This is a genomic window from Mycolicibacterium fluoranthenivorans (genome assembly GCF_011758805.1).
GTDB lineage: Bacteria > Actinomycetota > Actinomycetes > Mycobacteriales > Mycobacteriaceae > Mycobacterium > Mycobacterium fluoranthenivorans.
This window is the reverse complement of sequence record NZ_JAANOW010000001.1, coordinates 58,163-80,573: the sequence shown is the minus strand read 5'-3', so window position 1 is coordinate 80,573 and position 22,411 is coordinate 58,163. Positions and strand designations below refer to the sequence as shown.

The 22,411-nt window shown below is 68.6% G+C and carries 26 protein-coding genes; 11 read left to right on the top strand and 15 right to left on the bottom strand.

All coding sequences use genetic code 11. The features are described from left to right. Positions 1-17: 17 nt before the first annotated feature. From FHU31_RS00430 to FHU31_RS00420, 3 genes are read right to left on the bottom strand one after another with little or no spacing between them, the layout of a single operon-like run. Positions 18-830 (bottom strand): ABC transporter permease, encoded by an 813-nt coding sequence (locus FHU31_RS00430; RefSeq protein WP_167154537.1) that lies wholly within the window; start codon positions 828-830, stop codon positions 18-20. Next, a complete protein-coding gene (locus FHU31_RS00425) occupies positions 820-1,632 on the bottom strand; it encodes an ATP-binding cassette domain-containing protein (RefSeq protein ID WP_167154535.1) in 813 nt (270 codons plus the stop codon). The genes FHU31_RS00430 and FHU31_RS00425 overlap by 11 nt, the downstream gene beginning before the upstream one ends. Next, positions 1,629-2,084 (bottom strand): MarR family winged helix-turn-helix transcriptional regulator, encoded by a 456-nt coding sequence (locus tag FHU31_RS00420; RefSeq protein WP_167154532.1) that lies wholly within the window; start codon positions 2,082-2,084, stop codon positions 1,629-1,631. The genes FHU31_RS00425 and FHU31_RS00420 overlap by 4 nt, the downstream gene beginning before the upstream one ends. Positions 2,085-2,121: 37 nt before the next feature. On the opposite strand from FHU31_RS00420, the gene FHU31_RS00415 reads away from it, so the two are divergent. Next, the gene (locus FHU31_RS00415; protein ID WP_409371196.1) at positions 2,122-2,958 is read left to right on the top strand and encodes an enoyl-CoA hydratase/isomerase family protein; all 837 of its coding nucleotides are present in this window, start codon (positions 2,122-2,124) and stop codon (positions 2,956-2,958) included. Between the two features lie 6 nt (positions 2,959-2,964). Here the strand turns inward: FHU31_RS00415 and FHU31_RS00410 are convergent, their stop codons facing one another. The 6 genes from FHU31_RS00410 to FHU31_RS00385 are packed head-to-tail and all read right to left on the bottom strand — an operon-like array spanning position 2,965 to position 8,705. Then, positions 2,965-4,446, bottom strand: coding sequence for an HNH endonuclease signature motif containing protein (locus tag FHU31_RS00410; protein ID WP_167154530.1), 1,482 nt, complete (start codon positions 4,444-4,446; stop codon positions 2,965-2,967). 32 nt (positions 4,447-4,478) lie between these two features. Beyond that, on the bottom strand, positions 4,479-5,027 hold the full coding sequence (locus tag FHU31_RS00405; protein ID WP_167154527.1) for an isochorismatase family protein: 549 nt from the start codon (positions 5,025-5,027) through the stop codon (positions 4,479-4,481). Between the two features lie 9 nt (positions 5,028-5,036). Further along, complete coding sequence (locus FHU31_RS00400) at positions 5,037-6,308, bottom strand: hypothetical protein (RefSeq protein ID WP_167154525.1); 1,272 nt, start codon at positions 6,306-6,308, stop codon at positions 5,037-5,039. Further along, entirely contained in the window at positions 6,305-6,715 is a 411-nt protein-coding gene (locus FHU31_RS00395) for a hypothetical protein (RefSeq protein ID WP_167154521.1), read from the bottom strand. The genes FHU31_RS00400 and FHU31_RS00395 overlap by 4 nt, the downstream gene beginning before the upstream one ends. Further along, positions 6,712-6,882 (bottom strand): hypothetical protein, encoded by a 171-nt coding sequence (locus tag FHU31_RS00390; RefSeq protein ID WP_167154517.1) that lies wholly within the window; start codon positions 6,880-6,882, stop codon positions 6,712-6,714. Before FHU31_RS00390 ends, FHU31_RS00395 begins: the two co-directional genes overlap by 4 nt. Further along, a complete protein-coding gene (locus FHU31_RS00385; RefSeq protein ID WP_167154515.1) occupies positions 6,879-8,705 on the bottom strand; it encodes a hypothetical protein in 1,827 nt (608 codons plus the stop codon). Before FHU31_RS00385 ends, FHU31_RS00390 begins: the two co-directional genes overlap by 4 nt. A 137-nt stretch (positions 8,706-8,842) precedes the next feature. On the opposite strand from FHU31_RS00385, the gene FHU31_RS00380 reads away from it, so the two are divergent. The 4 genes from FHU31_RS00380 (at position 8,843) to FHU31_RS00365 (ending at position 12,478) form a co-directional block, all read left to right on the top strand. Beyond that, positions 8,843-9,355, top strand: coding sequence for a cysteine peptidase family C39 domain-containing protein (locus tag FHU31_RS00380; protein ID WP_167154512.1), 513 nt, complete (start codon positions 8,843-8,845; stop codon positions 9,353-9,355). Between the two features lie 92 nt (positions 9,356-9,447). After that, the gene (locus tag FHU31_RS00375) at positions 9,448-10,680 is read left to right on the top strand and encodes an MMP alpha-(1->4)-mannosyltransferase (protein WP_167154510.1); all 1,233 of its coding nucleotides are present in this window, start codon (positions 9,448-9,450) and stop codon (positions 10,678-10,680) included. 4 nt (positions 10,681-10,684) lie between these two features. After that, complete coding sequence (locus FHU31_RS00370; protein WP_167154508.1) at positions 10,685-11,401, top strand: class I SAM-dependent methyltransferase; 717 nt, start codon at positions 10,685-10,687, stop codon at positions 11,399-11,401. Positions 11,402-11,407: 6 nt separating this feature from the next. After that, positions 11,408-12,478: an MMP endo-(1,4)-3-O-methyl-alpha-D-mannosidase gene (locus FHU31_RS00365; protein ID WP_167154505.1), complete on the top strand. Its 1,071-nt coding sequence runs from the start codon at positions 11,408-11,410 to the stop codon at positions 12,476-12,478. Here FHU31_RS00365 and FHU31_RS00360 read toward each other — a convergent pair. Then, positions 12,475-13,788: a cytochrome P450 gene (locus FHU31_RS00360; RefSeq protein ID WP_409371195.1), complete on the bottom strand. Its 1,314-nt coding sequence runs from the start codon at positions 13,786-13,788 to the stop codon at positions 12,475-12,477. The two genes, FHU31_RS00365 and FHU31_RS00360, sit on opposite strands and share 4 nt — an antisense overlap. 48 nt (positions 13,789-13,836) lie before the next feature. Further along, entirely contained in the window at positions 13,837-14,487 is a 651-nt protein-coding gene (locus tag FHU31_RS00355; RefSeq protein WP_167154500.1) for a class I SAM-dependent methyltransferase, read from the bottom strand. A gap of 53 nt (positions 14,488-14,540) precedes the next feature. On the opposite strand from FHU31_RS00355, the gene FHU31_RS00350 reads away from it, so the two are divergent. Both FHU31_RS00350 and FHU31_RS00345 read left to right on the top strand, forming a co-directional pair. Next, positions 14,541-15,110 (top strand): TetR family transcriptional regulator, encoded by a 570-nt coding sequence (locus tag FHU31_RS00350; RefSeq protein WP_167154497.1) that lies wholly within the window; start codon positions 14,541-14,543, stop codon positions 15,108-15,110. Positions 15,111-15,243: 133 nt separating this feature from the next. Next, complete coding sequence (locus FHU31_RS00345) at positions 15,244-16,575, top strand: cytochrome P450 (protein ID WP_167154495.1); 1,332 nt, start codon at positions 15,244-15,246, stop codon at positions 16,573-16,575. Here FHU31_RS00345 and msrA read toward each other — a convergent pair. The 3 genes from msrA to FHU31_RS00330 are packed head-to-tail and all read right to left on the bottom strand — an operon-like array spanning position 16,572 to position 18,465. Continuing rightward, the gene (msrA, locus tag FHU31_RS00340) at positions 16,572-17,078 is read right to left on the bottom strand and encodes a peptide-methionine (S)-S-oxide reductase MsrA (RefSeq protein WP_457920357.1); all 507 of its coding nucleotides are present in this window, start codon (positions 17,076-17,078) and stop codon (positions 16,572-16,574) included. The genes FHU31_RS00345 and msrA overlap by 4 nt on opposite strands. Next, positions 17,075-17,527: a peptide-methionine (R)-S-oxide reductase MsrB gene (msrB, locus tag FHU31_RS00335; protein ID WP_167154493.1), complete on the bottom strand. Its 453-nt coding sequence runs from the start codon at positions 17,525-17,527 to the stop codon at positions 17,075-17,077. The genes msrA and msrB overlap by 4 nt, the downstream gene beginning before the upstream one ends. Before the next feature lie 26 nt (positions 17,528-17,553). After that, positions 17,554-18,465 (bottom strand): alpha/beta fold hydrolase, encoded by a 912-nt coding sequence (locus FHU31_RS00330; RefSeq protein ID WP_167154490.1) that lies wholly within the window; start codon positions 18,463-18,465, stop codon positions 17,554-17,556. A 168-nt stretch (positions 18,466-18,633) separates the two neighbouring features. Between FHU31_RS00330 and FHU31_RS00325 the strand changes: the two genes are divergently transcribed. From FHU31_RS00325 to FHU31_RS00310, 4 genes are all read left to right on the top strand, one after another. Further along, on the top strand, positions 18,634-19,446 hold the full coding sequence (locus FHU31_RS00325; protein WP_409371202.1) for a DUF4349 domain-containing protein: 813 nt from the start codon (positions 18,634-18,636) through the stop codon (positions 19,444-19,446). A gap of 42 nt (positions 19,447-19,488) precedes the next feature. Next, on the top strand, positions 19,489-19,995 hold the full coding sequence (locus tag FHU31_RS00320; RefSeq protein ID WP_167154485.1) for a nuclear transport factor 2 family protein: 507 nt from the start codon (positions 19,489-19,491) through the stop codon (positions 19,993-19,995). Continuing rightward, positions 19,992-21,008 carry an NAD-dependent epimerase/dehydratase family protein gene (locus tag FHU31_RS00315; RefSeq protein ID WP_167154482.1) on the top strand — a complete coding sequence of 339 codons (1,017 nt, stop codon included), beginning with the start codon at positions 19,992-19,994 and terminating at the stop codon, positions 21,006-21,008. The genes FHU31_RS00320 and FHU31_RS00315 overlap by 4 nt, the downstream gene beginning before the upstream one ends. A 108-nt stretch (positions 21,009-21,116) precedes the next feature. After that, positions 21,117-21,890: a class I SAM-dependent methyltransferase gene (locus FHU31_RS00310; RefSeq protein ID WP_167160455.1), complete on the top strand. Its 774-nt coding sequence runs from the start codon at positions 21,117-21,119 to the stop codon at positions 21,888-21,890. 19 nt (positions 21,891-21,909) lie between these two features. Here the strand turns inward: FHU31_RS00310 and FHU31_RS00305 are convergent, their stop codons facing one another. After that, positions 21,910-22,377, bottom strand: coding sequence for an SRPBCC family protein (locus FHU31_RS00305; protein ID WP_167154479.1), 468 nt, complete (start codon positions 22,375-22,377; stop codon positions 21,910-21,912). Between the last annotated feature and the right edge of the window lie 34 nt (positions 22,378-22,411).

Genomic DNA, 22,411 nt, shown 5'->3' with positions numbered 1-22,411 from the left:
TATGTGCTGGATATGTCTTACCGCACCAGGCGGCGTAGCAGCGCCGACGCGGTGGCGATGCCGAGCACGGCCGCGACGATCAGGACCGCGATATCGAGCCAGCCGTTGGTGGGCGTGCCGATCAGCAGGCCGCGCAACGCATTCACCTCGTAGCTCAGCGGATTGACCGCGGAGAGCCAGCGCAACCACTGCGGCATCACATCCACCGGGTAGAGCGCGTTGGAGGCGAAGAACAGCGGCATGGTGATGGCCTGGCCGATGCCCATCAGCCGGTCGCGGTGCCGGACCAGACCCGCCAAGGACATGGACAGACAGGCGAAGAACGCCGATCCCAGCACCACCACGACCATCGCGCCGAGGATGCGCAGCGGGTTGACGGTCATGTGCACGCCCAGCAGGTAGGTCAGGAGCACCACGCCGATCACCTGCACCACCGAGCGCACACCGGCGGCGAAGGCCTTCCCGGTGACCAGTGCCGACGGTGGTGCCGGGGTCACCATGAGCTTGGCCAGGATGCCCGCGTCGCGGTCCCAGATGATCTGGATTCCGTAGAAGATCGAGATGAACAGGGCGGACTGGGCGATGATGCCCGGGGCCAGGAAGGCCAGATAGTCGACGTGGCCGGTATCGATGACGCGCAGCCGGCTGAAGGTCTGGCCGAAGATCAGCAGCCACAGCGCCGGCTGCACCAAGCGGGTGAACAACTCGGTGCGGTCGTGGCGCAGCTTCTGCAGTTCGACCAAGGAGAAGGCGCCGATGCGCACGGCCAGTCCGCGCAGTCGGCGCCAGCCCCGCGGCGCCCGGACCAGGGTGAGTGTTTCAGCTGACACGGCGCGCCGTCCGTCGAGCGGCCTGTACCTCACGCAGGCCCGCTTGCGTGGGCTCGTCGAGATCGGATCCCGCGTAGTGCCGGAAGACATCTTCGAGGGTCGCGGTGGGGCTCACCGTGGCCTTCAGTTCCGCCGGGGTGCCGACGGCTTGTAGCCGGCCGTGGTGCATCAGTGCCACCCGGTCGCAGAGCGCATCGGCTTCGCCCATGTAGTGCGTGGTGAGAAGTACCGTCATGCCGAAGTCCGCCTTCATCCGGCCGACCTGCTCCCACACGCTGTCCCGTGCGATGGGGTCCAGGCCCACGGTCGGTTCGTCGAGCAACAGCAGTGACGGCCGGTTCACCAGGGCCTGCGCCAACTCGAGCCGACGGACCATCCCGCCGGAGTAGGTTCCGGCCACGTTGTCGGCGACGTCGGTGAGTTGCATGGCGTCCAGCGCGTCGGCGACCCGCTCGGCCCGTTCGCGGCGCGGCACATCGTAGAGCCGGGCGAACAGCTCCACGTTCTGCCGTCCCGTCAGCGCTGCTTCGATGGAAAGTTGTTGCGGGACATAGCCGATGTTGAAGCGGATGTCCATGGTGTCGCGTCGCGCGTCCAGCCCGAAGATCCGGACGTCGCCCTCCTGCACGGGGGTCAGCGTGGTGAGCACCCGGATCACGGTGGTCTTCCCGGCGCCGTTGGGGCCGAGAAGACCCACCGTCTCGCCGGTGGACACCTGCAGGTCGAGTTCGTGCACGGCGGTGAACTGGCCGTAGCGATGGGTGAGCCGGCGGCATTCGATTGCCGGCGGAGTGGTGGTCATGGCTGCCTTTCCTGGAGTATCCGGGTCAGTTCGGCGAGGACCGTCAAACCTTTTGCGAGTTGGTCGATCTGGGAAGGGTCGAGTTCATCGAGGGCATCGGCCATCGCAGCACGGCGGGCGTGGCGCGAGTCGTCGGCGATGCGTTGCGCCGGCACGGCCAGGCGCAAGCGTCCGACCCTGCGATCGGCGTCGTCCACCTCCCGGATGAGCAGTCCGTCCGCGGCGAGCCGGGAGACTAGGGTGGAGGCGCTGTTGGCGGCCAGGCTGAGTTCGGTGGCGGCTTCCCGCACCGAGATTCCGGGCTTGCGCCCGACCAGACGCAGCAGCTCGGCCTGGGATTGGGTCAGCCCGGACCGGTCGAATCCGCCGCCCCCGGTCGAGCGGCGCAACTGTCTCCGGAATCGCCCCACCACACCGAACAGTTCGGTGACGAGGTCGTCGTAGGCGTCCACCGTGACATATTACCTCTGTTACAGAGGTAATATCGATGTGGCCGAACATCTTGACGCGCTGCCCCATGATGAGGTGGTGCACGAGTACCGGACCCTGTTGGTCGACACCGACGGCGGCGTCGCCGTCATCACGCTGAACCGGCCCGAACGGCGCAACGCCTTCGGTGACGGGATGCGTGCGGAGTTGGCCGACGCCTACCGCCGTTGCGATGCCGACCACACCGTCCGTGCCGTGGTGCTCACCGGTGCACCGCCCGCCTTCTGCGCGGGCGCCGATCTCGGAGCCGGTGACCAGACCTTCGCCGAACCGGGAGCGGGATTCAGCGCCGCCGGGATCGAGGTGCCGGCCTGGAGCCTGGACAAACCGGTGATCGCGGCGGTCAACGGCCACGCCATCGGTCTCGGCCTGACGCTGGCCCTGCAGTGCGATATCCGGATCTTCGCGGCCGACGCCCGCTATGGCGTCGTGCAGGTGCGACGCGGTGTGGTGGGTGACGCGTATGCGCACTGGGTGCTGCCCCGGCTGGTGGGAATCTCAGCGGCCGCGGAAATCCTCTTGACCGGAGCGACTTTCGACGGCAGGCGGGCCGTGGAGCTCGGGCTCGGGAGTACGGCGCTCCCCGCGGCGGAGGTGCTGCCCACGGCAGTGGAGATCGCCCGCGATATCGCCGAGCACACCGCACCCATGTCGGTTGCCGCGAGCAAGCGGCTGCTGTGGGATTCGTTCGGGCTCACGCGCGAGCAGGTGGGTGCCAGGGAGACCGAGATCCACCGGCAGGTGATGGCGCACGAGGACGCGCGAGAGGGCGTGCGCGCGCATCTCGCGGGGCGGGCCCCGCGGTGGACGGGTGCTCCGGTGGATCCGACGCGCTGAGTTCGCTCAGAACGGTGGTGGTGTCGCGTTCTGTTCGAGGGTGTGTTGGTTGAGGCGGCGTTCGGCGTTGATTCGGGCGGTGTGGGTGTGGGCGCGGGTGCGGCGGCGGCGGGGCATGGCCAGCCCCCGATCCCCGACGCCGCTGCCGCTGCCGGCTGGTGTCGGTGGTGGCGCCGGGGTGTGAATGGGTTTGTCGGGGAACAGGATCCGGGTCAGCGGGACCGTGGTGTAGGTATGCCCGGTGGGGTTGGTCCAGGTGTGTGTCCCGTCGGGGTGCTGGACGGTGCTCCAGCCGGCGAAGGTTTTGAGTAGGTGATGGGTGCGGCACAGCGCGGCGAGATTTCCGGGGTGGGTGGCCCCGCCCGGCCACGGCACGCTGTGGTCGAGGTCGCAGTACTGGGCGCCGCGGTGGCAGCCGGGGAAAGTACAGGTCAGGTCGCGGGTGCGGACCCAGGCCGCCAGCTTCGCCGAGGGCCGATACCGCGGCTCAGCGGTGAGATCGTTGGTGTCGGCGAGGGTGGCGACCCGGGCGCCGGTGGCGACGAGCTCAGCGACCAGCGGGGCGGGCACGACACCGCCCCCGGGGATGACCCCCGGGGTGCCGGTCACCGCGGCCGGGGCCCGCAGGCCCTGCAGGTCGTCGCCGTGCACGCCGGGATCCCGTGGGGTGTCGGCTGCCGCGCCGGGGACCGTGTCGGTGAGTACGTAGACCGTCACCGCGGCCGAGCGGGGATCCACCCCGGCGGCCGGGCAGCCGGGCTCCCCACACAGACACGTCAGCCGGTCGGCGGTCGGATCGACGGCCAGTAACCCCATGGCGTCGGCGCGGCGCTGCCCGACCGTCCGCGGATCGGCCTCGCAGACCGTGGCGGCGAGGGCGGTGAGCCGGGCCCGCAGCACCGCGGCGTCGGTGGCCAGCAGCCGCCCCCACACCGCGACGGTGCCGGCGGGATCCTCCTGGGCCCCGAACTCGATACACCGGGACCGGGCTGCGGTGCGGGTGCAGTGCACCGCGACCGGATCGAATTTCTCGATCCACACATCGATGGCGGTCTCGGTGTTCTTCTGCGAGAGCACCCCCAACGTCGGGGCGACCCCGGCCAGGGCGGCGTCGATCAACGCCAACGCCTCGGTATCGGTGACCAGCCGGGTCCGCCAGGTGATCGCGGCCGCGGTTTTGGCCGAGATCTCCCCGTGCTCGAGCAGGGCCCCCACTTTCGGGAGCCGATCCCGCAACGCGAGCGCGATGCGCATCTGCCCGGCCGCGGCCTCCCGGGACAACCCGCAGGCCGCCGATACTTCCGCGGCGGCGTACTCCCACCCATCCAACGCCGCAGACGCCCGCGCTTCGTCTTCGTCCTTGCAGTGCCAGTCGACCAGAGCGGCGATGATCGCCCACCGCTGCGCCGCAGCGACCGCCTCAGCGCGGGTCGCGCAACGCAACGCCTCGATCAGCGCCGCATCCCCCGCACCACCCAAGTCGAACATACATTCGACTATAAGCGGGACCTACGACACGTTCAGACGACCTCGACGCCGGCCGCCCGCAACGCGGCCACCGCCTCGTCGGTGCTCGTCGGGGCCACGCCCGCAGTCAGATCCAGCAGCACGCGGGTGCGGAAACCCTCGGCCGCGGCATCGGCGGCGGTGGCCTTCACGCAATAGTCGGTGGCGATACCTACCACGTCCACGTCGGTCACCCCGCGCTCGCGCAGCCATGACGCCAGGCCGGCCCCGGACGCTTCCGCGCCCTCGAAACCGCTGTACGCCGCGGAATACTCACCCTTGGTGAACACCGCCTCCACCGCCGACGGATCGAACGACGGATGGAACTCGACACCCGGGGTGCCGACGACGCAGTGCCGCGGCCAGGAATCCCGGTAGTCGGGAGTATCAGAGAAATGGGACCCTGGATCGATGTGGTTGTCCTTGGTGGCCACCACATGGTCGTAGTCGTGCGAACCCAGCAGTTCGGTCACCGCGCGGGCGACATCGGCGCCGCCCGCCACGGCCAGGGAACCACCCTCGCAGAAGTCCCGCTGTACGTCGACGACGATCAGAGCCCGCATGCCCAAAGCCTAACCGCCGAACAGCAGGTACAGGCCGGTGAAGGTGTAGCCGACCATCACGAGCATCATCGCGAGTTGGCCGGTCAGCTGATGCCGCTTGGGCAGAACACGCAGTGCGCAGTCGTGTGCGGCGATCACCCCGGCGATATGGCCACCGACCACGAACAGGACCTTCGACGTGGCCAGTACCGACGGATGCAGGGACAGCACGTAATACACGTGCGCATCGTGCGTACCCAACAGCGCGTAGACGGTCTGCTGACCCTTCTCGACCAGATAGGTCAGGTAGTGCGCGAACACATAGCCGATGACGATCGGGATGAGGGAGTGCGCCATCAGCCCCGGCAACTCCCGGCGCCGCTCCCGGCTCACCCCGCCGGTGGCCCGGGCCGCGAGACTGAACGTCAGCGCCACGATCAAGACGAATACCGCAAGCCCGAACGTCTTGAAAAACGTTGGCTGCCACGCACCTGAGGTGTGCGCGTCGACGAACCCGCGCCACGCCGGTGTCGCCGAGAAGCTGTCGAAGGCCGTCGACCCCAGCAGGACGGCGAGCACCGTCACCGTTGCGGGCCGGACCGGCAAGGTCGGGAGGTGGTCGAACGGGTTGCCGACCGCGATGCGCCCATCGGCGTTGCGCCGCACCGGGGAGCACCGTGATGCCACCACGCTGTACACCTCGAACGGGTCGGCGTGTGAGCACCACCGAGTGCCGAAGGCGAAAGTGCCACCCAGGGTGACACCGAGGTAGATCAACAGCCAGATCTTCACGGCCCCAAGCGAACCGGGGTCCGGGCTGGCCAGCTCGAGCCATACGAAGGCGAACAATCCGAAGGCGGCCGGCCAGTAGCCGAATCGCTCGGGATAGGACGAAGCGCGTACCCGGAACAGCCGGGCGACGGTCCGTACCGGTGAGAGCACCCGCCACACCGGTCCGAAAAGGACTGACAGCGCGACCAATCCGACCCACAGCAGCACGTAGAACACCCCGGTCAGGGCATTCGACGAGTTCTGCGGACCGAACGCCGCAGCCACCGCGACCCACCCCGCGAACGCCAGCCCCAGCAGACCGACCGCCGCGCGGGTCACGCTCGAGTCCACCGCCGCCGTCACCCAGTGCGGCAACGGCCGCCCCGGCGTCGCAGGGTCGAAGCGGGGTCTACGCCATGCCAGTGCCACCACCGCGAAGGTGAAGGTGAGGGCCCACGCCGCGCCGATCAGGGCATAGGTCAGCGGGATGGGCAGATCGGCCGAGCCGCCCAGCCCGTGCGCCAGGATCACTGCACCGTGATGGTCGCGACGGTCTTGTCCAGGTGGTGCAGTTCGACATCGACCTTGCCGGGCACGTCCACGGTGAACTGGAACGCCTGACCGTTCTCCGGCTTGATGTCGAAGGTGTGCTCGGGGTTGGAGTGCACGTGCAGCTGGTCGGCGGCGTCACTGTTGATCCGGACGATGATCGGCTGCTTGACCTTGGCCTGCACCTGCTGGTTGGTCGGGGTGACGTTGCCGCCGGCGATGGTGACGTCGATGACGACGCGTTCCGGCGGGGACTGCTGGTCCGTCATCTCGGGCGCGGCGGTCCCGGTGCTCGACGTGGTGCCGGTGTTCTCCGGCGTCGTCGAGCTACCGCAGCCGGCGATCAGGGCGGCGGCGCACACGGCGGCAAGTGTCTTGATGAGAGTCACGCTGAACCATCCTCGTCGGTCGAACCTGCGTTCTCGCTGTCAGAACTGTCCTCGGGGCCGGCCCGCCGATCGCGGACGGCCACCCAGGCGACCACCCCGGCCACCACGACGGCCGGTGCGAACGCGGGCAGTGCCAGCCAGAGCGAATGGTCGGCGAGAACGGTCACGGCTGTCCGACGGGTTCCCGGGTCTCGGTGGTGCTGTGCTGTTCGCGCGAATTGATCCGTCCCGCACCCCAACTCAGCAATGCCACCAGGATCAGCGAGCACACCAGCACCACCAGCGATGCCGCGCTGTACAGCCAGGACGGGACGTCGAGGTTGCGTTCGCGCTGCAGCACCTGGATCTCCTCGGTGAAGTCACGCGAGGTCGAGGCCAGCGCCGGGGTCTCCTCGGCGCCGATACCGGGGTCGGCGGGCAGGAAGATCGGCACGGCGGCCATGGTCCGGCCGTCCTGCACGCGCAGCACCGTCTTCCAGGTGCCCCACACCGGAATGGGGCGCGTGGACCGGTAGTGGCCCGGGCCGACCCGCTCCAGGTGGTCGATGACCAAACCACGCTCGTGGTCGAGCTTGCCCTGCCAGGCCAGGATGGACACCCATTCGGGGTCGGCGCTGATCAGGTTGGCCGGCGTGATCTTGACGTCGGCGTTCGCCAGTCGCTGGCCGGCGTCGCTCGGCACGTCGGTGAGGGTGATCTGCGCGCTGGCATCCTCCGGCACCGTGGTGTTGAGACCGTTGGCGACGGCGCCGGCGATGACCAGCACGGTGGCGGCGACGATCCCGATGCCGACGGGGCGCTGCGGCAGTTTCTGGCCGGTGAGCACGATGGCGAGCAGCGCACCGCACATGCCCATCCCGACGGCCACCGGCACCGAGGTGGCCAGCGCCTCGCCCCACATGCTCTGCGGCCACGGGTTGCGGAAGACGGCGTCGACCCAGAACGACTCCAACCACATGCCCACGGACCCGACGCCCAGACCGGCAACCGCACCGAACAGGATGGGCCGCTTGACAAGTGGCGTGAGCCCGAGGAGTTCCACCACGATGGCCGACCCGAGGTAGAGCGCGAACCAGCTGTGCGGTGCGCCCAGTACGGGTCCGACGACCAGTGCCACCAGGCCGCGGATGAGGAAGGCGAAGGCGATCGCACCGAAGGTGGCGAAGCGGCCGAGGAACAGCCGTGTGACGACCAGGGACATGGCGGCCGCCGCGGCGATGAGCATGGGGTGCAGCACCAACCGGAACTGTTCGACGCCGAAGTCGTATTCGACCGGGAACACCGACAGGCCGATGACCAGGCCGCCGCACGCCAGATACGCCAGGATGCTGCGGCGCTGCTCCGGCGCCTCGGCGCCCCTGGCGATATCGCCCTCCCGGGTGAGCAGCAGCGTGGCCACCAGGGACAGGCCCGCGCCACCGATGAGCATGAGGTGAGTGGGACCCCACAGGGTGACGTCCTGGCCGAAGATCCGATGCCAGATGTCATCCAGGGGGAAGCCGATCAGGGCGTACAGCCCGCAGCCGGCCATCAGGATGCCGCCGACGGGTGCATACCAGGTCCGGGTGATCTTCACCGCGGCCGGCCCAGGCTTGTCGTAGGGCAGGATGATCGACAGGGATCCGGCGATGAAGAGCAGGAACAAGCCGATCAGGATGAAGTAGTGGGCCGGGTTGGCCAGCGGACCGGCGTCGCGGCCCTTGCCGATGTGCAGGCTGACATCCCAGATAAAGCCGAACATGGCGCAGATGATGGTCGAGGTGAACAGCAGCGCGGGCAGGGCCACCCAGCCGGGGCGGTTCATCGTGCGGCCGGTTTTCTCGGCGAGATCGTGCAGCCAGGTGATCCGGCGCTGACGGTGCAGGTAGCCGATCCACAACAGTCCGGCGGTGATGATGGCGGTGGCCACCGACATCCCGATGACCTGGTCCAGCGCCGCACCGCCGCCTTCGGTCCCGGCCGCGGCCACTACAGCAACCTGTTGCGCCATGTCCCACCCCGCTACGTTGAAGAGCGCGATACCTACTCGCCGGTAATGTTGTCAGAAAGCTGTATCCGAAACCAGGGGTACCGGACACGGCGTCGAGCCTAGGCAGTTTGCTGGTGCCGTCGCTAGCCTTGAGCATGATGAAACTCGCGGGCCTGCGGCAGCGCGATGGCGTCACGTGCGGACCGACCGTGGCGGTGGTGGCGGGTGCGCTGCTGGATCCGGGGTACCGCGAAGCGCTGCAGACCCCGCACCTCTTCCACGCCGAACAGGGCCGGGTGCACCGTCTGGTCAACCGGCTCTGGCCGCGCCGGCTGGGGACCACGCCGGTCGGGGTGGCCCGGGCCATCAGCGCGCACAGCCCGGTCCGGTACCGGTGGCGACTGTTCCGCGGCCTGCCGCCCGGTGGCCGGGACACACTGTCCGATGTGCTCTCGGCGGTGCGGGCAGGGCGCCCGGTGGCGGTGCTCGTCGGCCGGTTCCTGCCCCGGCACTGGATCCTCGTCGTCGGCGCGGGCGAGGGTCGGTTGCGTTGCTATGAGCCCAGTTCCGGACAGGTGCGCGAGGTGGCGATCGACACCTTCCGGCGTGGCGGGCTGACCGGGCTCGGCTTCCCGACACCGTTTGCCTTTGTGCTGCCCCGCCGGTGGTGACTCCGCGTCCGCGTTGCGTCTGCTAGCTCGTCAAACTATAGTCTGGACACATGTCCAGTGTGTCTCGCCGCAGTTCAGCGGATTGAGCTGACGTGCGTATCGCCCTGCTTTCGTATCGAAGCAAGACGCACTGCGGTGGCCAAGGTGTGTACGTCCGGCACCTGTCCCGCGGTCTGGTCGAGCTCGGCCACGACGTCGAGGTGTTCTCCGGCCAGCCGTATCCGGAAGGGCTGGATCCGCGCGTCCGGCTGACCAAGGTGCCGAGTCTGGATCTCTACCGCGAACCCGATCCGTTCCGGGTGCCGCGTCCCAGTGAGATCCGGGACGGCATCGATCTGCTGGAGCTGTTCACCATGTGGTCCGCCGGCTTCCCTGAACCCCGCACGTTCTGCATGCGCGTGGCCCGGATCCTGGCCGAACGTCGTGACGAGTTCGACGTCGTGCACGACAACCAGAGCCTGGGCAGCGCCCTGCTGGGGATCGCCAGGGATATCCCGCTGGTCGCGACCGTGCACCATCCGATCACCCGGGACCGGGTGCTGGAGGTGGCCGCCGCCACCTGGTGGCGCAAACCCCTGGTGCGGCGCTGGTACGGATTCGCCGAGATGCAGAAGCGGGTGGCCCGCCGGATCCCCGAACTGCTGACCGTGTCGACGACATCGGGTGCCGATATCGCCGAGGACTTCGGGGTGGCCGACGACCAGCTGCATGTGGTGCCGCTCGGGGTCGACACCGACCTGTTCCGGCCGGCAGACCACCGGGTGCCCGGCCGCATCATCGCGATCGCCAGCGCCGACGTTCCGCTCAAGGGTGTCAGCAATCTGCTGCATGCGGTCTCCAGGCTGCGCGCTCACCACAATCTGGACGTGCAGTTGGTGTCCAAGCTGGAGCCCAACGGACCCACCGAGAAGTTGATCGCCGAACTCGGCATCTCCGATATCGTGCACAGCTCGTCCGGCCTGCCCGACGAGGAGCTGGCCGGCTTGCTGGCCTCGGCTGAGATCGCTTGCATTCCTTCCCTTTACGAGGGATTCTCGCTGCCTGCCGTGGAGGCGATGGCCAGCGGCACGCCCATCGTGGCGAGCCGCGCGGGAGCGCTGCCCGAAGTGCTGGGCGCCGAAGGCGAATGCGCCCGCTTGGTGCCGCCGGGCAATATCGATCGACTGACTGCCGTGCTCGGCGAGCTGTTGGACTCCCCGGCGCAACGCCGCAAGCTCGGCGCGGCCGGACGCCAGCGGGCCCTGGCCGTGTTCAGTTGGGAATCGGTTGCCGCACAGACGGTTTCGGTGTATGAGAAGGCAATCGAGAGGACCACGAGAGGATGACGTCGTGCTGACCGTCGACTATGACCGCCTGGGTGTCGGACCCGGCACCTCGGTGATCGACGTGGGCTGCGGTGCCGGCCGGCACTCGTTCGAGGCTTACCGGCGCGGTGCCGACGTCATCGCCTTCGACCAGAGCGTCGAGGACCTCAACGATGTCGACGCCATCCTGACCGCGATGAAGGAACAGGGCGAGGCTCCGGCCGGGGCACGCGCGGAAGCGGTCAAGGGCGACGCCCTGGATCTGCCCTACGGCGACGGCACCTTCGATGTCGTCATCGCTTCGGAGATCCTGGAGCACGTGCCCGCCGATGACGCGGCGATCGCCGAGCTGGTGCGGGTGCTCAAGCCCGGCGGCAAGCTCGCGGTCACGGTACCGCGCTGGCTGCCGGAGAAGGTGTGCTGGCTGCTGTCGGACGAGTACCACGCCAACGAGGGCGGACACATCCGCATCTATCGCGCCGACGAGCTGCGGGACAAGATCACCTCCCGCGGGTTGACGTTCGTCCACGCCCATCACGCACACGCGCTGCACGCTCCGTTTTGGTGGCTGAAATGCGCCGTCGGCGTGGATAAACCGAAACACCCCGTGGTCACCGCTTATCACAAGCTGCTGGTGTGGGACATGATGAGCCGGCCGTGGCTGACGCGCACCGCCGAGGACGTGCTGAACCCGCTGATCGGCAAGAGTGTGGCGCTCTACTTCGCCAAGCCGGCCGCGTAGGACACCATGCGCCACCACGAGATTCCCGGTGTGTCAGGTGTATTGACGCCGCTGCAGTGCCTGCAGACGGCTCAGTCCATCGCCGACACCCAGGAGTCCGACGGTGCCGTGCCGTGGTCGGTGGGCGGTCACACCGACCCGTGGGATCACGTCGAGAACCTGATGGCGCTGACCGTCGCAGGTCTTCTCGAGCCGGCTCGGGCCGGATTCGACTGGTGCCGCAGCACCCAACGGGCCGACGGGTCGTGGCCGATCCAAACGCGCAACGGTGTCATCGAGGACGCCAACACCGACAGCAACTTCTGCGCCTACATCGCCACCGGAGTCTGGCACCACGTGCTGATCACCGGGGACCGGCGCTTTGCACTGCAGATGTGGCCGACGGTCAGCCGGGCTATCGAGTTGGTGCTCAGCATGCAGCTGCCCGGCGGCCAGATCAGCTGGGCCAGAAGCGATGCCGGGATGATGGACGAGGCCTTGCTGACCGGGTGTGCGAGCATCTACCACAGCATCAGGTGTGCGCTGGCGCTGGCGAACTATCTCGACGAACCGCAGCCCGAATGGGAGGTGGCCGTCGGACAGCTCGGCCATGTGATCGCCGAGCATCCGGATGCGTTCAGTCCGAAGGACACCCACGCGATGGAGTGGTACTACCCGATACTGGGCGGTGCGGTGCGCGGTGCCGCCGCGCGGGCCCGGATCGAGGACCGCTGGGATGACTTCGTGGTCGACGGCCTGGGCATCCGGTGCGTGGACCATCGGCCGTGGGTCACCGGTGCGGAGACCTGCGAGCTGGTGATGGCGCTGGATGCGGTCGGCGACCGGGCGCGGGCACACCAGCAGTTCGCCGCCATGCAGCACCTGCGCGAGACCGACGGCTCCTACTGGACGGGGCTGGTGTTCGCCGACGGCAAGCGCTGGCCCGAGGAGCGCACCACCTGGACCGGCGCGGCGATGATCCTGGCCGCCGATGCGTTGTCCTCGACCAGCCCGGCCAGCGGTATCTTCCGCGGTGCCGGGTTGCCGCGCGGGCTGGAGGACGAGTTCGACTGCGCCTGTGCGGCTTCGGGCCGCTAGGTCCGCCTGTCGAGTCGCACCCGGGCGCCCCGCGCCGGCGCGACGGCCACCCCGCGGGACCGGGACCGTTCACTCGGTGCGGTCGTGGTCACGAGGGTGTGTTCGAGCAACAGCGTGCGCAACACCACCCGCATCTCCATCGTCGCGAATGCGGCGCCGATACAGCGCCGGACCCCACCCCCGTAGGGCATCCACTCACCCGCGTTGGGCGGCCGGCGCAGGAAGCGGTCCGGGTCGAACCGATGCGGATCGGGGAACACCGTCGGGTCCGAGTGCAGCAGTCCGATACCGGCGACGATGGTCTGACCCCGCGGCAGCCGCCATGGGCCGAGCTGCAGCATCGGGCTTTTCACCTGCCGGAACGTCACGTCGATGACGGGCCGGGCCCGCAGTACCTCGAGGATGGTGGCGTCGAGCAGATCCGTTGCGCCCCGGTCCAGCTCGGCGGTGAGCCGGGCCAGCACGCCCGGGTGCCGTTGCAGCCGTTCCGCCGCCCAGGCCAAGGTGGTGGCCGTCGTCTCGTGGCCGGCCGCGAGCATCGTGAGGAGCTCATCGGCGATCTCGGCCCGGGACATCGGGCTGCCGTCTTCGTATCTGCTCTGCAGCAGCGTGGCCAGCACATCGTCGCGATCGGCCAGCGCGGGATCGGCCAGCGCCTTGTCGATCAGCCGGCCCACGATGGTGTCGTACTCGCGGCGGTACCGGTATACCCGGCCCCACGGGCTCCAACGTCCCCAATCCCATTGCGGCACAGGGATGAGTGACAAGGCCGAGCCCAGCCGGATCGCCGGTGGCAGCACCGCGCGCAGCTGCTGCAACTCCTGGCCGTCGGCCCCGAACACGGCCCGCAGGATGACGTTCAACGTGATACGCATCATCGACGGCAGCATCGGGAACTCCTGTGCCACCGGCCAGTTCGCGGCCTCGCGGAGCGTCTCCTGTTCGGCGATCTGCTCGAAGGCCGTCAGCCGGCGGCCGTGGAACGGCGGTGTGAGCAGTTTGCGCCGGGCGAGGTGCCGGTCGCCGGTCAATGCGAACAACGAATGCGGGCCCATCACGCGGCCCAGATTGGCCTCGGTCGTATCGACCACCGCAGGACCGCACCGGAACAGCTCGCGCACCTGGCCGGGATCGCTGAGCACCACCAGGTGACCGAAGATCGGCAGGTCGATCGAGAAAGCCGAGCCGTATCGCGCGCGCAGGATCGCCAGTGCGCGAATCCGGTCGGCGACGCCGAGCGCGCCCTGCACCGCGCGCGGCAGCGGCGGACCGGGAGGCAGGTGCGGGTGTGCGGTCATGGCGCCGCGCACGATAGAGGGCCGAAACGTCGAACGGGTGGACGGCAGGCGTCCGTTCGTCTAGCTCACGCGCTCCAGCAGCCGCAGGGAGCTGGTGACGGAGACCTCGCGGAAGTCACCGGAATCGATTGCGCGACGGTAGATGTGATACGGCGCCTGGCCGCCGTCCTTCGGGTCGGGGAAGACGTCGTGGATCACCAGGCCGCCGCCGGGTGCGACCCATGTGGCCCACCCGTCGTAGTCGCGCTGGGCATGCTCCTCGGTGTGGCCGCCGTCGATGAACAGGAATTGCAACGGCGTTCGCCACACCTGCGCCACGGTCGGGGACTTGCCGACGATCGGGATGACACTGTCCTCAAGGCCGGCCAGGTCCAGGGTGTGCCGCAGCGTGGGCAGGGTGTCGAAACGTCCGGTGACCGGGTCGACCAGGGTGGTGTCGTGATACTCCCAGCCGGGCTGGTGTTCCTCGGAGCCGTGGTGGTGGTCGACGGTGTAGATGACGCCGCCGACCTGGCGGGCGGCGGCCCCGAGCAACACCGTCGACTTGCCGCAGTAGGTGCCGATCTCGACTCCGATGCCACCGCGGAGGTAGTGCACGGCCGCGTCGTACAGGGCCCGGCCCTCATCGGCGGGCATGAAGCCGATGACGGTCTCGGCGAACTCGAAGAGCCGCGCGGCGTCAGGTGGCAGGGCGATGTCGGCTGCACTCATGGCAGCCAACCTACCGTTGCTGGTACCTGGTCGTTGTAGTAGCGTCCAGACACGTGTCCGACGCGGCTGTGGAGTCGACTCGGCGGCGTCTGAGCGCCAAGCAGGCCGATACCGTCGAGCGCCTTGGCAACGCCGCGATCGGACTGCTCAACCGCGAAGGTTTCGCCGCACTGACCGTGCGCCGGGTGGCCGCGGATGCGGGCGTGGGGGCGGCCACCGCCTACACCTACTTCTCCTCGAAGGAACACCTTGTCGCCGAGGTGTTCTGGCGCCGGCTCGCGGCGTCGGCACCCACCGAGCCCGGTGACGGCGACGCGGCGGCCAGGGCGATCGGGGTGCTGCGCCACATCGCGCTGCTGGTGGCCGACGAACCCGAGTTCGCCGGTGCCGTCACCAGTGCCCTACTGGCCCGCGATGCCGATGTCGAGGTGTTGCGCCAGCGCATCGGCCTCGACATCCGGCAGCGGCTGATGGCCGCGCTCGGTCCTGGAACCGATATCGCCGTCATCGAGACGCTGGAGCTGCTCTATTCGGGTGCCCTGGTCCGCGCGGGCATGGGGTACGTCTCCTATGCCGATATCGCGCCGCGCCTGGAGCGTTCGGCGCGGCTGATCCTGGGCTGAAGCCCGAGCCGAGGCCGCTGCGCGCCCCCGAAATGTCCTACCGGAAGCTCTTGCGCCCAATCGGTACCGCAGAGTACCGTGACGCACACGCCATTGGTACACAGAAGTACCAACGTACGGGTCTGGAGTGCGCATGACTGAGACGGCCTTGAAGACTTCGGAGCAGCCCGCTTCCGTCCGTGCGGTGCATCTGCCGCCCGGCCCGCGCGTGGCCCGCTCGCTGCAGGGCATCGCCTTCGCCCTGTTCCGCCGGCCGATGACCGAGATGCTGGTTCGCCGGTACGGCCCCGCGGTCACCATCAGCCTGCCGGTGTTCGGCCAGACCGTGATCGTCGCCGACCCACACCTGGCCAAGCAGCTCTTCACCGCCCACACCGACGACGTCGGCAATATCCAGCCGAATCTCTCCCGGGTGCTCGGGCCCGGCTCGGTGTTCGCGCTGGACCGGGCCGAGCACCGCCGCCGCCGCAAGCTGCTGACCCCGCCGTTCCACGGCAAGAGCATCAAGAACTACGAGCGGATCTTCGAGGAGGAGACGCTGCGCGAGGCCACAGACTGGCCCGTCGGGCAGGAGTTTCCGACGCTCGAGCCGATGATGCGGATCACCTTGAACGCGATCCTGCGGGCGGTGTTCGGGGCCGATGGTGCGCACCTGGACGAATTGCGCCGGATCATCCCGCCATGGGTGACGCTGGGCTCCCGGGTGGCCACGATGCCCAGTCCGAAGCGCGATTACGGGCGGCTGAGTCCGTGGGGGCGGTTGGCCGAGTACCGGCGCCGGTACGACAACGTGGTGGGCCGGCTGATCGACGAGGTGCGCGCGGATCCCGGCCTGGCCGATCGCGACGATGTGCTGGCGTTGCTGCTGCGCAGCACCTACGAGGACGGCACCGCGATGTCACGCCAGGACATCGCCGACGAACTCCTGACGTTGCTGGCCGCCGGACACGAGACCACGGCCTCCACTCTGGCCTGGGTGTTCGAGCGGATCAGCCGGCATCCGCAGGTGCTGGCCCGGCTGGTCGACGAGGCGGACGGCGACGGTAACGAGTACCGGCAGGCCGTCATCCTGGAGACCCAGCGCAACCGCACCGTCATCGACTTCGCGGGTAGACATGTCCATTCGCCGACCTTCGAGATGGGTGAATGGGTTGTCCCGCAAGGTCATTCGATCATGGTCAGCCTCTCGCAGCTGCACCAGCGCGAGTTCGCGGACGCCGACCGATTCGATCCCGAGCGCTTCATGGGGACCCGGCCGCCGCTGGCCTGGGCGGCTTACGGCGGTGGCACCCGCCGCTGCGTCGGCGCCGTGTTCGCGAATGTGGAGATGGACATCGTGCTGCGCACGGTGTTGCGGCACTTCACCCTCACCACGACCACCGCGCCGGGGGAGAAGGTGCACTCACGAGGAGTGGCCTTCACGCCCAAGCGCGGCGGCCGGGTGGTGTTGCGCCCTAAGGCTTAGACCTCGGCCCGCTTGGGCAGCTTCCAGCCCGGTCGCGGGAAGTGGCAGGTGTAGCCCGACGGGTAGCGCACCAGGTAGTCCTGATGCTCCGGTTCGGCCTGCCAGAAGTCGGCCTCGGGCACCACTTCGGTCACCACCTTGCCGGGCCACAGGCCCGAGGCGTCCACATCGGCGATGGTGTCCAGCGCCACCTGCTTCTGCTCATCGTCGACGTAGAAGATCGCCGACCGGTAGCTGCTGCCGATGTCATTGCCCTGCCGGTCCTTCGTGGACGGGTCGTGGATCTGGAAGAAGAACTCCAGCAGCGCCCGGTAGTCGGTCAGCGCCGGGTCGTAGACGATCTCGATCGCCTCGGCGTGGCCGGGGTGGTTGCGGTAGGTCGGGTGGTCGTTTCGGCCGCCCGTGTAGCCGACCCGGGTGGACACGACACCGGGCTGCTTGCGGATCAGGTCCTGCATGCCCCAGAAGCAGCCGCCGGCCAGAATCGCCTTCTTGTTGCTCACTTGTCCTCCTGTGTCGGGAAAAGGGTCCGGAACTCGCCGTACCCCTGCGCCTCGAGGTCGTCGAGGTGGATGAATCTCAGCGAAGCCGAGTTGATGCAGTAGCGCAAGCCTCCGCGGTCGCGGGGCCCGTCGGTGAACAGGTGGCCGAGGTGGCTGTCGGCGGTGGCCGACCGCACTTCGGTTCTGATCATCAGGTGCGAGAAGTCGCGCTTCTCCACCACGTTCGAGCCGTTGATCGGTTTCGTGAAACTGGGCCAGCCGCTACCGCTGTCGAACTTGTCGGTCGAGGCGAACAGTGGCTCGCCCGACACCACATCGACGTAGATACCCGGTTCGTGGTTGTCCCAATACTCACCGGTGAAGGGCCGTTCCGTGCCGTCGCGCTGGGTGACCCGGTACTGCTCCGGGGTCAGGGCGTCCACTGCCCCGGGATTCTTGTTGTACGTCACGTAGTGATAACCACCGTGACGTGCGGTTAGTTCCCGTCGCGGACCCGCGCGACGACGCCGGTGATCTGGTCGGCGACGGCCTGCGGCTGATACAGCATCTGGTTGTGGCCGGTGCCGGGGAGGACCACATTGGTGGTGCCCAGTGCGGCCGCCAGCAGATCGTTGGCGGCGTGTATCTGCGCCTGCGTGTAATTGTCCGGTGTGAGCGCCCACGGGGGCGCGAACTTGTCCGCACTGAGCACGATGGCGGGCACTCGGGGCAGGGGAGGTGCCGCGGCGATCTGCCCGAAGGCGTCATCGGCCAGGATCGCTTCGGGGCTCTGCGGGTCGATCACCCTGCCGTCCCGGTCGAAGGCGGCGTTCTGATCCGGCCGGCCCAGCGCCATCAGGAACTCCGATGTCGGCTCGGAGAACACCATCCCGCCGACCAGTTCGGGGTGGGTGCGGGCCAGCAGATCCAGGATCAGCGCGCCGTAGGAGTGCGCGACGAACACCATGGGCGTCGGAAGATGTGCCGCGGCAATAAGTTTCACGACGTCGTCGACATCGTCGCGGACATGGTGCGGTTGCGGTACCGCCGTGGAGCGGTCGCTGCCGTCCGGGCGGGTGCCGGGTCGATCGTAGGTGCAGATCCGGGTGGTCCTGGCGACCAGCGGCTGCGTGGAGACCGGGGTGAGTCCAGGCTCGGCCTCCTCGATGAGGTCGTACGGGGACGCCCGGACCGGGTCGTCGGGCGCGATGGCGGCGTTCCAGGCCTGCGCGTAACTGCCTTTCCCGGGGATGACGAACACCGTTGGCCCCCCGGATCCCTGACAGTCCAGGAACAGGGAGCGCCCGTCGCCGATAGGCACCAGGCGCGAGGTGTCGGCGGCGGCGGGCGGCCCCGCGCCGACGGCGATGGCGAGCAGTGCGGCGGCCAGGACCGGCCGGATCCACATGCGGTCACCCTAGGGCCGCCTGCGCGGCTTCAGGTGGTTTTCCGCGGTTGCCGACAGGCCCTCGCCGGAATCGGCGGTGCGGGTTCGCAATCTTCGGCCTACAGCGCACTCACAGCGAATCGGTACATTCGATCTATGGCAAAGGCCCTCGCCCTGGTTGTCCTCCTGGTGGCGCTCACCGGATGTGCCGGCGGGTCCCCGGTGCGTGACCACACCGCACCGAATGCGGCCGGAGCCCCGCAGTCCAAACTCTCCGATGCCGGCGGCGGCCCGCCGTTGGCGCCGCCCGGTGAGCCCGCACCGGACGTGAAACGCGACATCATCAAAACGGCGACGGTGACGATGACCGCCGCCGATGTGCCGGCCACGGCCGACAAGGCCGCCGACATCGCGACCGCGGCGGGTGGCCGCGTCGACAACCGGTCCGAGGACGCCGGTTCGGGGACCGGCCGGGCGCACATCTCGCTGGTGCTGCGGGTGCCCGCAGCGAAACTCGATGCGGCGCTGGGTGATATCAAGAAGCTCGGCACGGTGGACAGCATGCAGATCAGCTCCGACGACGTGACCGCGCAGCGGGTCGACCTGGATGCGCGCATCACCGCACTGCAGACCTCGGTGGACCGGCTGCTGGGCATCATGCGCGATGCCAAGGATCCGGAGGCGCTGATCAAGGCCGAGGACGCGCTGTCGCAGCGGCAGGCGGATCTGGACAGCCTGCGTGCGCAGCGTGCCGCACTCGGTGCCCAGATCGACTACAGCACCGTGAACGTGGAGATCCGCGCCGAGCGTGTCGGAGGCCCCGCACCGCAGGAGTACCGCGGTTTCCTCGGGCAGGTGGAACGCGGCTGGGACCTGCTGGTGGCCGCGGTGTCGAATGTCGTGCTGGCCTTCGGACTGATGCTCCCGTGGCTGGCGGCGGCGGCGGTCCTCAGCGCGATCGGATACGGAATCGTGAAGCTGGTGCGCGCCCGTCGTTCGTGAAAATCTCGACAAGAGTCGTTAGAACGTGTTCTAGTTTGAGGTGTGACGAGCAGGCTGTTCACCCGTGCCGAGCTGGCAGAGGCATTCGCGCAATTCGAGCGGACCGTCGCCGGTGCCGCCGAGACGCGGAATTGGGATCCGTGGGTCGACCAGTACACCGAGGACGTCGAGTACATCGAACACGCGGCGGGCACCATGCGTGGCCGCGAACAGGTGCGGCCGTGGATCTGGAAGACCATGGAATCCTTCCCCGGCAGCTATATGACCGCGTTCCCGGCGTTGTGGACCGTGATCGATGAGCCGACCGGCCGGGTGATCTGCGAGCTGGACAACCCGATGCGCGATCCCGGCGACGGCACCATCATCAGCGCCACGAACATCTCGATCGTCACCTACGCCGGCGACGGGCTGTGGCGGCGCCAGGAGGACATCTACAACCCGCTGCGGTTCGTGTCGGCGGCCATGAAGTGGTGCAAGAAGGCCGGGGAGCTGGGCACGCTGCCCGACGAGGCGGCGGCATGGATGCGGGACATGAAGGGTGGGAGATGACGTCCCTGGTGATCGGCGGCAACGGCTACCTGGGTTCGCACGTGGTGCGCGCCCTGGTCGAGGACGGCGAGGAGGTCCGGGTGATGGTGCGCGAGGGCGCCAACACCATCGGGATCGACGACCTGGACGTGACGCGCTTCGTCGGTGACATCTGGGACGACGCCGCCCTGCGCGCGGCGATGACGGGAGTCGATGTCGTCTACTACTGCGTCGTCGACACCCGCGGCTGGCTACGTGACCCGGCGCCGCTGTTCCGGACCAACGTCGAGGGCACGCGCCACGTGCTCGATATCGCGACCGAGCCCGAAATCGCCTCTGGCCTCAAGAAGTTCGTGTTCACCAGCAGCTATGCCACGGTCGGCCGGCGCCGCGGGCGGGTGGCCACCGAAGCCGACGTCATCTCCGAGAAGGGGCTGACGCCCTACGTACGGTCGCGGGTTCAGGCCGAACGGCTGGTGCTGCAGTATGCGCGTGAGCGCGGCCTGCCGGCGGTGGCCATGTGCGTGTCCACCACCTACGGCGGTAGGGACTGGGGCCGGACCCCGCACGGCGAGATCATCGCCGGCGCCGCGTTCGGCAAGCTGCCGTTCGTGATGAGCGGGATCGAGCTCGAGGCCGTCGGGGTCAACGACGCCGCGCGTGCGCTGATCAAGGCCGCCGCCCGGGGCCGGGTCGGCGAGCGCTACCTGATCTCGGAGAAGATGATCAGCAATGCCGAGGTGGCGCGGATCGCCGCGGAAGCCGCCGGAGTGCCCGCCCCGGCCAAGTCGCTGCCGCTGCCGCTGACCTACCTGCTGGCCACCCTGGGCACGGTGAAGGGCAGGCTGAAGGGCACCGACGAGAAACTCTCCCTGGCCTCGCTGCGGCTGATGCGTGCCGAGGCGCCGGTTGACTGCAGCAAGGCCAGACGCGAACTCGACTGGGCGCCAACACCTGTCGAGCAATCCATTCGGGAGGCGGCGCGGTTCTGGGTGGGGCTGCGCGAGGCGCGGCGCAAGAGTAAGGCCGGCTGAACGCCACGCCGGTCGGCGTTCAGTGCGTCCACCGCGGCGCCGCGCCCGGGTTAGCCTCGGGTGGTGACCGACCACGTGGAAGTCGACCTCAGCGGGGCCCCGCAGACCATGCTCGCGACGTTCTACGCCAAGGCCCTCGATGCCGACCTGCCGAATTCGATCTTGCACGACAGGTGGGCCAAACAGATCGTCGACCGCATCGACTACGACTGGTCCCGCACCACCATCACTGCAGCGAATTCCCCTGCGGTGACCACCCGTTCGGCGCACTTCGACCGCTGGACGCGCCAGTTCCTCACCGCGAATCCGCACGCCGTGGTGCTGCATCTGGGATGCGGGCTGGACAGCCGGTTCTTCCGGGTCGGGCCCGGACCTGACGTGCTGTGGTACGACATCGACTATCCCGAGGTGGCTGCGCTGCGGGAGCAGCTCTACCCTGCCGCCGACGGGTATCGGGTGGTTTCCGCCTCGGTGACCGACCCCGGCTGGCTGGCCGATATCCCACGCGACCGCCCGGTGCTGATGCTCGGCGAAGGTCTCACCATGTACCTGACCGAGGCCGACGGCGTGGCGCTGCTGCGGCGGATCGTGGCGCACTTCCCCAGTGGGGAACTGCAATTCGACGCCTTCAGCCGGTTCGGGATCAGGACGCAGTGGAGCAACGCGGTGGTGCGCAGGTCGGGTGCGACGCTGTACTGGGGCATCAACCGGCCCGACGAGATCGTGGCGGCGGTGCCCGGCGTGCGACTGCTGGCGTGGCAGTCCCCGTTCGAAACGGACAGCTTCGGCCAGGTGTCGTGGGCGTTCCGGGTGCTGGGCCGGGCGATGTCGGGGGTCCGGGCGACGAAGTACATGGCGCAGTACCACCGCTACGCGTTTTAGGCCTCGCTCCCGGGGCGCGTCAGCCCTCGGCCTTGGCCTTCAGCCGGGCCAAGGTGACCTTGATGTGTTCGGCATTCGCCGTGTCGCGGTTGCTGACACCGGTGGCCAGGCCGGCAAGCGGCTTGAACCAGCCGGGCCTGCGGTCCCACGTCTGCTCGGTGACCGTGCACCCGCCGTCGGTCGCCGTGATGTCATATCGCCAGTGCGCGATCGGCAGGCCCGTGGACTTCACGTCGAAGGCGAAGGTCCGGCCCGGCTCGGCGGCGGTCACGGTGCACTTGGTGGTCCACTTCTTCGACCCGTTGCGGTTGTGGCCCTTGAATACCGCGCCCGGGGCCGCCGCATTACCGGTGACCCACTCCATGGCGTGCGTCTCCTCGGCCAGCGTCGCCATCGTCTGCAGGTCGGTGATCAGCGCGTATACCGCCTCGGGTGAGGCGGCGATGGTGACGTCGGCGCTCGCAGCGGCCGGTGCGGAGGTTCCCATGCGGTCGATCGTAAACCCGGCGCGTGGCGGGAAT

Bases quoted from the DNA above. Each gene is read 5' to 3' on its own strand.
- FHU31_RS00355 (WP_167154500.1), bottom strand. From the start codon at position 14,487: ATGAGTGCAGCCGACATCGCCCTGCCACCTGACGCCGCGCGGCTCTTC.
- FHU31_RS00365 (WP_167154505.1), top strand. From the start codon at position 11,408: ATGCGCCACCACGAGATTCCCGGTGTGTCAGGTGTATTGACGCCGCTG.
- FHU31_RS00385 (WP_167154515.1), bottom strand. From the start codon at position 8,705: ATGGCGCAACAGGTTGCTGTAGTGGCCGCGGCCGGGACCGAAGGCGGC.
- FHU31_RS00310 (WP_167160455.1), top strand. From the start codon at position 21,117: ATGCTCGCGACGTTCTACGCCAAGGCCCTCGATGCCGACCTGCCGAAT.
- FHU31_RS00330 (WP_167154490.1), bottom strand. From the start codon at position 18,465: ATGTGGATCCGGCCGGTCCTGGCCGCCGCACTGCTCGCCATCGCCGTC.
- FHU31_RS00405 (WP_167154527.1), bottom strand. From the start codon at position 5,027: ATGCGGGCTCTGATCGTCGTCGACGTACAGCGGGACTTCTGCGAGGGT.
- FHU31_RS00425 (WP_167154535.1), bottom strand. From the start codon at position 1,632: ATGACCACCACTCCGCCGGCAATCGAATGCCGCCGGCTCACCCATCGC.
- FHU31_RS00345 (WP_167154495.1), top strand. From the start codon at position 15,244: ATGACTGAGACGGCCTTGAAGACTTCGGAGCAGCCCGCTTCCGTCCGT.
- FHU31_RS00305 (WP_167154479.1), bottom strand. From the start codon at position 22,377: ATGGGAACCTCCGCACCGGCCGCTGCGAGCGCCGACGTCACCATCGCC.
- FHU31_RS00380 (WP_167154512.1), top strand. From the start codon at position 8,843: ATGAAACTCGCGGGCCTGCGGCAGCGCGATGGCGTCACGTGCGGACCG.
- FHU31_RS00315 (WP_167154482.1), top strand. From the start codon at position 19,992: ATGACGTCCCTGGTGATCGGCGGCAACGGCTACCTGGGTTCGCACGTG.
- FHU31_RS00410 (WP_167154530.1), bottom strand. From the start codon at position 4,446: ATGTTCGACTTGGGTGGTGCGGGGGATGCGGCGCTGATCGAGGCGTTG.